Source organism: Kitasatospora sp. NPDC127060, assembly GCF_042724935.1.
Taxonomy (GTDB): Bacteria; Actinomycetota; Actinomycetes; order Streptomycetales; family Streptomycetaceae; genus Kitasatospora.
Window position 1 is genome coordinate 1 of sequence record NZ_JBHXEG010000152.1, and the last position, 8784, is coordinate 8784.

General features: G+C 74.2%; 7 protein-coding genes. All 7 read left to right on the top strand.

Features of this window, described 5'->3' with window-relative positions:
* Positions 1-169: 169 nt before the first annotated feature.
* The gene (locus ACFWIS_RS39950; RefSeq protein WP_380463893.1) at positions 170-817 is read left to right on the top strand and encodes an NUDIX domain-containing protein; all 648 of its coding nucleotides are present in this window, start codon (positions 170-172) and stop codon (positions 815-817) included.
* 220 nt (positions 818-1037) lie between these two features.
* Positions 1038-3107, top strand: coding sequence for a tetratricopeptide repeat protein (locus ACFWIS_RS39955; RefSeq protein ID WP_380463895.1), 2070 nt, complete (start codon positions 1038-1040; stop codon positions 3105-3107).
* A 261-nt stretch (positions 3108-3368) separates the two neighbouring features.
* Positions 3369-4484, top strand: coding sequence for an alanine dehydrogenase (gene ald / locus ACFWIS_RS39960; RefSeq protein ID WP_380463897.1), 1116 nt, complete (start codon positions 3369-3371; stop codon positions 4482-4484).
* A 436-nt stretch (positions 4485-4920) separates the two neighbouring features.
* Positions 4921-5988, top strand: a complete 1068-nt coding sequence (locus ACFWIS_RS39965) for a ParA family protein (protein WP_369808367.1) — start codon at positions 4921-4923, stop codon at positions 5986-5988.
* A 41-nt stretch (positions 5989-6029) separates the two neighbouring features.
* Positions 6030-6551, top strand: a complete 522-nt coding sequence (locus ACFWIS_RS39970) for a hypothetical protein (protein WP_380524361.1) — start codon at positions 6030-6032, stop codon at positions 6549-6551.
* A 105-nt stretch (positions 6552-6656) separates the two neighbouring features.
* Positions 6657-7598, top strand: a complete 942-nt coding sequence (locus ACFWIS_RS39975; protein ID WP_380454859.1) for a segregation and condensation protein A — start codon at positions 6657-6659, stop codon at positions 7596-7598.
* Between the two features lie 161 nt (positions 7599-7759).
* Positions 7760-8437 (top strand): SMC-Scp complex subunit ScpB, encoded by a 678-nt coding sequence (scpB, locus tag ACFWIS_RS39980; RefSeq protein ID WP_380454995.1) that lies wholly within the window; start codon positions 7760-7762, stop codon positions 8435-8437.
* Positions 8438-8784: the final 347 nt, after the last annotated feature.

The following is an 8784-nucleotide window of genomic DNA, read 5'->3' on the forward strand; positions in this document are numbered from 1 at the left end:
CTCCCCCCCCGCCCCCGCGGTGCGCGGGCCTGTTTACGCCCGCAACCGCTACCACGACGCCCCCGGCCCCCGTGAAAGCCCCGCGCGGTGCCCGGCGGGCGGCCCCGCGATCCCCGCGGGGCCGCCGTCCGGCGTTAGATTGTGTCGTACTGACGAAAAGGGGAGAGCGATGGACGAGCGGAGCGACCTGGTGATCGCCGACACGGCCGAGGCTTGGGAGGTCCGGGGCGGCAGCACGCCGTTCCAGGGCAAGGTCACCGGGGTGCGCAGCGAGGAGGTCCGGATGCCCGACGGCAGCTGGGCCCGGCGCGACTACCAGACCCACCCCGGCTCGGTCTCGGTGCTCGCCCTGGACGACGAGCAGCGGGTGCTGGTCCTGCGCCAGTACCGCCACCCCGTCCGCCAGCGGCTCTGGGAGCTGCCGGCCGGCCTGCTCGACGTGCCCGGCGAGAACCCGTGGCACGCCGCCCAGCGCGAGCTGTACGAGGAGGCCCACTGCAAGGCCGACACCTGGCGGATCCTCGCCGACTACTACACCTCCCCGGGCGGCACCGACGAGGCGCTGCGGATGTTCCTGGCCACCGACCTGTCGGCCGCCGAGGGCGAGCGCTACGCGGCCGAGGGCGAGGAACAGGAGATCGAGGTCGCCTGGGTCCCGGTGCCCGAACTGATCCGGCTGATCCAGGCCGGGCAGCTGCACAACCCGACCCTGGTGACCGGCGCCCTCGCCGTGCACGCCGCGCTGACCTCCCCGGCGGGCCTGGACGGGCTGCGCCGTCCGGACGCGCCCTGGCCGGCTCGCCCCTTCGAGGCCTGAGCGCCCGCCCCGGACCCCCGACGGCGTTCGCGGACGACCGGGCTTGATTCCTTGGGGTGATTTGCCGGTTCGTACGACCGGATGTCACCTCGGATCAGCCGGACGGTCGAACTACGCTTCGCAGACAGGGCGCCCGTCCCGGGCCGCCCGCTTTTTTGCGCCGGGCGCTGAGCGCGGGACGACGTCGGGAGTGGCACGGGTGGCGAGGAAGACGGCGACGATGGATCCCGGCCCCGACGCGCCCGCCGGCGCCGTCCCGGGGCTCGACCGGCTGCCCGCCGGGCCCACGCTGTTCACCGGACGGCGGGCCGAGCTGGCCGCGCTGAGGGCGGCCGCCGCCCGCCGGGTGAGCGGCCGCTGCCCCGTCCTGGTGCTCGCCGGGCGCCCCGGCTCGGGCCGGACGGCGCTGGCGACCCGCTTCGCCCGGACCGTCGCCGCCGACTACCCGGACGGCGTGCTGTTCGCCCGGCTGTCCGCCCCGGACGGCGGGCGGGTGCCGCCGGGCCGGGCCGCGCGGCTGCTGCTGGAGCAGCTCGACCCGCAGGCCGCGGTGCCGCTGCCCGGGACGGTCGAGGACGGGCGGGACGAGCCGGGCGGCGTGGCGCTGCGGGAGGCGCTGGCCGGGCGCAAGGTGCTACTGCTCCTGGACGACGTGCGGGACGCCGGGCAGCTGTGGCCGCTGCTCGCCGACGAGCCCGGCTGCCTGGTGCTCGCCACCACGGCCGGGCCGCTCACCGGGATCGAGGACATCGACCCGGTGATCCTCGGCGGGCTGGACCAGCAGGCCTCCGGTGAACTGCTGGCCGACCTGGTGGGCGGCACCCGGATCTCCTGCGACCCGGTCGGCGGGGCCGACCTCGCCGAGGCCTGCGCCGCCCGGCCGGCCACGCTGCGGCTGATGGCGCGCTGGCTGCGCGGCAACCCGAAGACCGCGGTCACGGACGCGGCGCGCGAGCTCGACCGGGTGGTGGCGGAGGAGTCGGGGGCCGACGCCGAGGGCGGCAGGGCGGGGAAGGCCGGGAAGGCGGGGAAGAGCGGCAAGGCCGGGAAGAGCGGTCGGACGCCGAGCACCGCCGGGGCCCAGAAGAAGAAGGACGGCCCGCAGCAGGCGGCGGAGGACAAGACCGCGGAGCCCGTCGCCGCGCCCGTCGCCGCGCCCGAGCCGGCCGGCGACCCGTCGACCTGGGTCAGGCCGGAGCCCGAGCCGGCCGAGCCGGTGCCCGTCCCCGACAACGACCCGCTGCTGGGGGCCTTCACCCTGCTGTACCGGGGGCTGCCGGCCGCCCAGGCGCGGATGCTGCGCACCCTCACCCTGGCCCCGGCCCAGACCGCCGACCCGCGCACCGCCTCCGCCCTGGTCGGCTGCCCGGTGCCGGAGGCCGCCGCGACGCTGGCCGCGCTGGCGGAGCGGGAGCTGCTCGGCGAGGAGGCCCCGGCCGCGGACGGCACCCCGCGCTACCGGGTGCCCGGGCGGCTCCACCAGCGGCTGGTCCGGCTGCGGGAGAAGGAGGACCGGCCCGCCGAGACCGAACTCGCCCGGGCCCGGCTGCTGGAGCGGCTGGTTCGGCTCACCGAGTCCGCCCGCGCCCTGCTCGCCCCGGGCAGCGGCCCGGCGCCCGAGCCGCTGCCCGCCGCGCTGCGGCTGGACTCCGCCGACCAGGCCCGGGACTGGCTGCTCGGCGAGCGCGAGCTGCTGCTCGGCGCGGTGGCCGACGCGATCGGCCAGGGCGACCTGGACGGCTCGGCCGGCCGGCTGGTCACCTCGCTGCTCCGGGCACTGCCGCTGACCGGCGCGGCCGCCCCCGCCGACCTCTACCGGCTGCACGAACTGGTGCTCACGGTCGCCGAGCGCAACGGCCGCCCCCGCCGGGCCTCGGCCGCGCTGCTCAACCTGGGCGATCTGCAGGTGGCCGCGGGCCGCTGGGACCAGGCTGCCGCGCACTACCGGGCCGCCCTGGAGCACGCCCGTGCGGTCGGGGACGAACCGCTCTGCGCCCGGGCCCTGGAGGGCGCGGCGGGCTGCCACCGGGCGCTCGGCGACGCGGTGCGCGCCGCCGACTGGTACGGGCGGGCGCTCGGCCTGCGGCAGTCGTTGGGGGACCACGCGGCGGAGGCCCGGTTGCTGGCCCGGGTGGCCGAGGCGCACACCGCGCAGCGCCGCTTCGAGGAGGCCGACCGGGAGTACCGGGCCGCGCTGGCGGTGCTGCGCCGGATCGGCGACGAGCGCGGCCGGGAGGCCGTCGGCACCGCCCTCGCGGACCTGCGGGAACGCGTCGACGCCGGGTGGTGAGGGCACTTTCAGAGGTATCGTCGAAAGTGCCCGGTTGCGGCACTTATGGCAGGTAAGTTCCTGTGGAAGCCTACGAACCTGCCAATGTGTTCGGCGAAATTATTCGATTTGGAAGGCTGACAGGCCGCCTGGGCTTCATTACACTCGAACTCAGTCGCGCAGCGATCCCCATGCCCCGGCCTGCCCGGAGGCTCCCCACGTGCGCGTCGCCCACCGGTCTTCTCCGGTCGGGACCCCCATGGCAAGAGGACGTGTTCAGTCGTGAAGGTCGGCATCCCCCGCGAGGTCAAGAACCACGAGTACCGCGTGGCCATCACGCCCGCCGGCGTGCATGAGCTGGTCCGCAACGGACACGAGGTCTACATCGAGGACAACGCCGGTCTCGGCTCCTCGATCCCCAACGAGGAGTACGTGGCCGCCGGCGCCACCATCCTCCCCACCGCCGACGAGGTGTGGGCCACCGCCGACCTGCTGCTGAAGGTCAAGGAGCCCATCGCCTCCGAGTACCACCGGCTGCGGAAGGGCCAGACCCTCTTCACGTACCTGCACCTGGCGGCCGACCGTGCCGGCACCGACGCGCTGGTCGCCTCCGGCACCACCGCCATCGCGTACGAGACCGTGCAGCTGGGCAACGGCGCGCTGCCGCTGCTCGCCCCGATGTCCGAGGTCGCGGGCCGGCTGGCCCCGCAGGTCGGCTCGTACCACCTGATGCGTCCGGCCGGCGGCCGCGGCGTGCTGCCCGGTGGCGTGCCCGGCACCCACCCGGCCAAGGCCGTCGTCATCGGCGGTGGCGTCTCCGGCTGGCACGCGGCCACCATCGCCATCGGCATGGGCTACGACGTGACCCTGCTGGACCGCGACATCAACAAGCTGCGCGAGGCCGACCGGATCTTCGGCACCAAGATCAAGGCCATCATGTCCAACTCCTTCGAGCTGGAGAAGGCCGTCCTGGACGCCGACCTGGTCATCGGCGCCGTGCTGATCCCGGGCGCCAAGGCCCCGAAGCTGGTCACCAACGAGCTGGTCTCCCGGATGAAGCCGGGCTCCGTGCTCGTCGACATCGCCATCGACCAGGGCGGCTGCTTCGAGGACTCGCACCCGACCACGCACGACGACCCGACCTTCCAGGTCCACAACTCGGTCTTCTACTGCGTGGCCAACATGCCGGGCGCCGTCCCGAACACCTCCACCTACGCGCTGACCAACGCCACCCTGCCGTACGTGCTGGAGCTGGCCAACCGCGGTTGGAAGGAGGCGCTGCGCCGTGACGAGGCGCTCGCCAAGGGCCTGAACGTCCACGAGGGCCAGATCACCTTCCCGGCCGTGGCCGACGCCTTCGGCCTGGAGTCGGTCACGCTGGAGAGCGTGCTCGCCTGAACTCCCTGACCGCACGGCGGTCGTTCGCCCCCGACCCGATCCGTTCGGGTCGGGGGCTTCGCCGTGCCCGTGAACACCGGATGGACCGGGCGGGTCGCTCTGTCGTCAATTCCCCCGGGTCGTGTCACCCGACCCTCGGCGGCCCGCGGAAACGTTAGGGTCATAGGCCCGCTCATCCCTTGACAGCAGCCCGCCCGATAGTCGACACATCGTGCCCACTACCGTGGATTGTGTTGCTGCGAACGCCTTGAACGGCCTAGAGTCGCAAACCGTCGGCATGCTGCCACGCTGACGAATCGACATAGAGTCCTGGATGCCCAAGGAGGTAAGACGACTTGTGAATGAGTCGACAATTGCTCCCGGGGGTGGTCAGCCAGGACTGGCGGAGCTCACCGCCGGCCAGCCGAGTGAGGAGTCCGGGGCCCGGCAGCCCTCCGTGGGCTCGGCCGAGGTCGGCTCGGTCGCACTCCGTACCTTCGAAGCACGCCAGAACACAGCGCAGGTGACCACGGTGACCGATCACGACGCCGACTTGGCGGCCTACGGCCTGGCCTACGGCGAGTTCGCCTACGGCGCCTACGACGACCCGGACGCCGAGTACGAGCCGGACCCGGAGTACGCCGCCACGCTGGCCCCCGACGCCGCGCGCCAGCGCCGCGAGCGGGTCGGCCCGACCGGCCGTCCGCTGCCGTACTTCCCGATCCCCGCGCCGGTCGCCGAGCACGGCCCCGCCCAGATCATCGCCATGTGCAACCAGAAGGGCGGCGTCGGCAAGACCACGTCGACCATCAACCTGGGCGCGGCGCTGGCCGAGTACGGCCGCCGGGTGCTGCTCGTCGACTTCGACCCGCAGGGCGCGCTCTCGGTCGGGCTCGGCGTCAACCCGATGGAGCTCGACGTCACCGTCTACAACCTGCTCATGGAGCGGGGCCTGACGGCCGATGAGGTGCTGCTGAAGACCGCCGTCCCCGGCATGGACCTGCTGCCCTCCAACATCGACCTCTCCGCCGCCGAGGTGCAGCTGGTCAGCGAGGTGGCCCGGGAGTCCGCGCTGGCGCGCGCCCTGAAGCCGCTGCTGCCGGACTACGACTACGTCATCATCGACTGCCAGCCCTCGCTGGGCCTGCTGACGGTCAATGCGCTGACGGCCGCTCACAGCGTGATCGTCCCGTTGGAGTGCGAGTTCTTCGCGCTGCGCGGTGTCGCGCTGCTGACCGAGACCATCGAGAAGGTGTGCGAGCGGCTCAACCCCGACCTGCGCCTGGACGGCATCCTCGCGACCATGTACGACTCGCGCACCGTGCACAGCCGTGAGGTGCTGGCGCGGGTCGTGGAGGCGTTCGGCGAGCACGTCTTCCACACCGTCATCGGGCGGACCGTGCGCTTCCCGGAGACCACCGTCGCCGGCGAGCCGATCACGACGTACGCGACCAACTCGGTCGGTGCCGCCGCCTACCGCCAGCTCGCCAGGGAGGTGCTCGACCGGTGCCGCCCCGCCGAGTGAGTCTCCCGGGTGCCGACGAGCTGTTCCGGACCACCGGAGGGATGGCGCTGTCGCCGTCCCTCGCGCCGCGTCCGGCCGCCGAGGCATCCAGACCGGAGACCGCGCGGACCGTCAACGGCACGGACGGCGCCGAGGGTACCGAGGCCGCTCAGGGGGCCCAGGACGACCGGCAGGCGCCGCAGGAGCAACAGTCGGCCGCCACGGCGCCGTCGCCCGCGCAGCCGCCCGCCCAGCGCGTCGGCGGGCCCCAGGGCGCGGCCCCGGCCGGCCGCACCCACGCCGGTGCCCCCGAGGAGCAGGCCGGCGCCGCCGGCCGAACCCGGCCGCGCGGGCGCGCGCCGCGCCGTCCGACCGGGCGCGAGCGGCACGACGAGAAGATCACCGTGTACGTCTCCGCCGAGGAGCTCATGGACCTCGAGCACACCCGGCTGGTGCTGCGCGGTGAGCACGGCCTGGCCGTGGACCGCGGGCGGATCGTCCGGGAGGCCATCGCGGTCGTCCTGGCGGACCTGGAGCAGCGCGGCGAGGCCTCGATCCTGGTCCGGCGGCTGCGCGGCCGGTAGGGCGCCCGCAGGGGCGTGCCCCGGGCCCGGGGCACGCGTGTCGGGCGGCGTGTCGGGCGGCCCCCGGGCGGGGCGGCCGGTGCGGGCGGGTGAAGATGGACCGTCATGCCGAGCACCGTCGAACCAGCCGCCAGCGCCGCGAACGCCACCGAGGAGGAGTCCCGGGGCGGCTTCCGGGTACGGCTGGACAACTTCGAGGGCCCCTTCGACCTGCTGCTCAGCCTGATCGCCAAGCACAAGCTGGACGTCACCGAGGTGGCGCTGGCCACCGTGACGGACGAGTTCCTGGCGCACATCCGGTCGATGGGCCCGGACTGGGACCTGGACGCGGCGACCGAGTTCCTGGTGGTGGCCGCCACCCTGCTCGACCTCAAGGCCGCCCGGCTGCTCCCGGTGGCCGAGGTCGAGGACGAGGCGGACCTCGCCCTGCTGGAGGCGCGTGACCTGCTGTTCGCCCGGCTGTTGCAGTACCGGGCGTACAAGCGGGCGGCGGCGCTGTTCGGCGAGCGCTGGGCGGACGAACTGCTGCGGCGGCCCCGGACCGTCGGACTGGAGCCCCGGCACGCGGAGCTGCTGCCCGAGGTGGTCATCACCATCGGGCCGGAGCGGCTCGCCCAGCTGGCGGCCAAGGCCATGGAGCCCAAGCCGAAGCCGGTGGTGTACGTGGACCACATCCACACCCCGCCGGTGAGCGTGCGCGAGCAGGCCGCGCTGGTGGCCGGGCTGCTCACCGGCCTCGGCGAGGCCTCCTTCCAGGACTTGGTCGCGGACGCACCGGACACCATGGTGGTGGTCGCCCGGTTCCTGGCGCTGCTGGAGCTGTACCGGGAGCGGGCGCTGGCCTTCGAGCAGCCGGAGGCGCTCGGTGAGCTGCGGGTGCGCTGGGTGGCCGAGGAGGGCCGGGGCCCGGTCGAGGTGACCGACGAGTTCGACCGGCCCGCGGGCGCGGCGGAGCGGCCCCGGGAGCCCCTGAAGTCCGAGGAATCCCGGGAACCGCAGGGGCAGCAGGAGTCGCAGGAGTCGCAGGAGGAGGACGGGCGGCGATGAGTGGCGGGAACGATGGTGGGCGGCCGGTGCGCCGCCCGCTCGGGCTGCCGGGGCGGCCGCGGACCGAGGAGTGGCTGGAGCCGGCCTTCGAGCTGCTGCCGGACCGGGCGGCGGCGGGGCCCGTGGCGGTGCCGGAGGTGGAGGGCGGCGAGCCCCGGGTGGTGCACCAGAAGTCGGCCTCGTCGACTCCCGGTGCACCGGAGCCCCTCGGGCCGGGGCTGAAGGCCGAGCTGGAGGCGATCCTGATGGTCGTCGACGAGCCGGTCGGTGAGGACCGGCTGGCCGGGGTGCTGGAGCGGCCGCGGGCCGCGGTGGCCGCTGCGCTGCGCGAGCTGGCCGCCGAGTACGCCGCCCAGGGGCGCGGCTTCGACCTGCGGCTGGTGGCCGGCGGCTGGCGGTTCTACAGCCGGGAGACCTGCGCCGCAGCCGTCGACCGCTTCCTGCTGGACGGCCAGCAGGCCCGGCTGACCCAGGCCGCGCTGGAGACCCTGGCGGTGGTCGCCTACCGGCAGCCGGTGTCCAGATCCCGGGTTTCCGCCGTCCGTGGTGTGAACTGTGACGGCGTGATGCGTACCCTGGTACAGCGAGGACTGGTGGAAGAGGCCGGATCCGAGCCCGAAACAGGTGCGATCCTGTATCGGACGACGAACTACTTCCTGGAACGGATGGGGCTCCGCGGCTTGGACGAGCTGCCGGAGCTCGCTCCCTTCCTGCCCGAGGTCGACGACGTGGAAGCGGAGTCCCTGGAGGGCACGATGATCGCGGAGGCGGTCGCCGCCGCTGTCGCGCAGGCCGCGGACGGCAGTGGCGATGCCGATCGGGCAACGCCTGATCGGTAGGGGGAGGTGAGGTCGGCCGAAACGACCGCACATCCCAGACGGAACGACGTACGGACACTTTGATGCGTAGCAGTGGCAACGGCAGGAACAGCAGCGGCGGCGGCAGCGGTCGCGGCGGACAGGGCGGGGGTCGGGGCGGCTCCTACGGCGGCAGCAGCGGCGGCGGTCGCGGAGGCTCGGGTTCCGGCTCGCGCGGCGGTTCGTACGGCGGTGGTTCGTACGGTGGCGGCTCGGGTTCCGGCTCGGGTTCGCGCGGTGGTTCGTACGGTGGCGGCTCGGGTTCCGGCTCGGGTTCGCGCGGTGGTTCGTACGGTGGCGGCTCGGGTTCCGGCTCGGGTTCGCGCGGT

Excerpts from the sequence above, each read along its gene's own strand:
- ACFWIS_RS39950 (WP_380463893.1), top strand. The coding sequence starts at position 170 with ATGGACGAGCGGAGCGACCTGGTGATCGCCGACACGGCCGAGGCTTGG.
- ACFWIS_RS39970 (WP_380524361.1), top strand. The coding sequence starts at position 6,030 with ATGGCGCTGTCGCCGTCCCTCGCGCCGCGTCCGGCCGCCGAGGCATCC.
- ACFWIS_RS39975 (WP_380454859.1), top strand. The coding sequence starts at position 6,657 with ATGCCGAGCACCGTCGAACCAGCCGCCAGCGCCGCGAACGCCACCGAG.
- ACFWIS_RS39955 (WP_380463895.1), top strand. The coding sequence starts at position 1,038 with ATGGATCCCGGCCCCGACGCGCCCGCCGGCGCCGTCCCGGGGCTCGAC.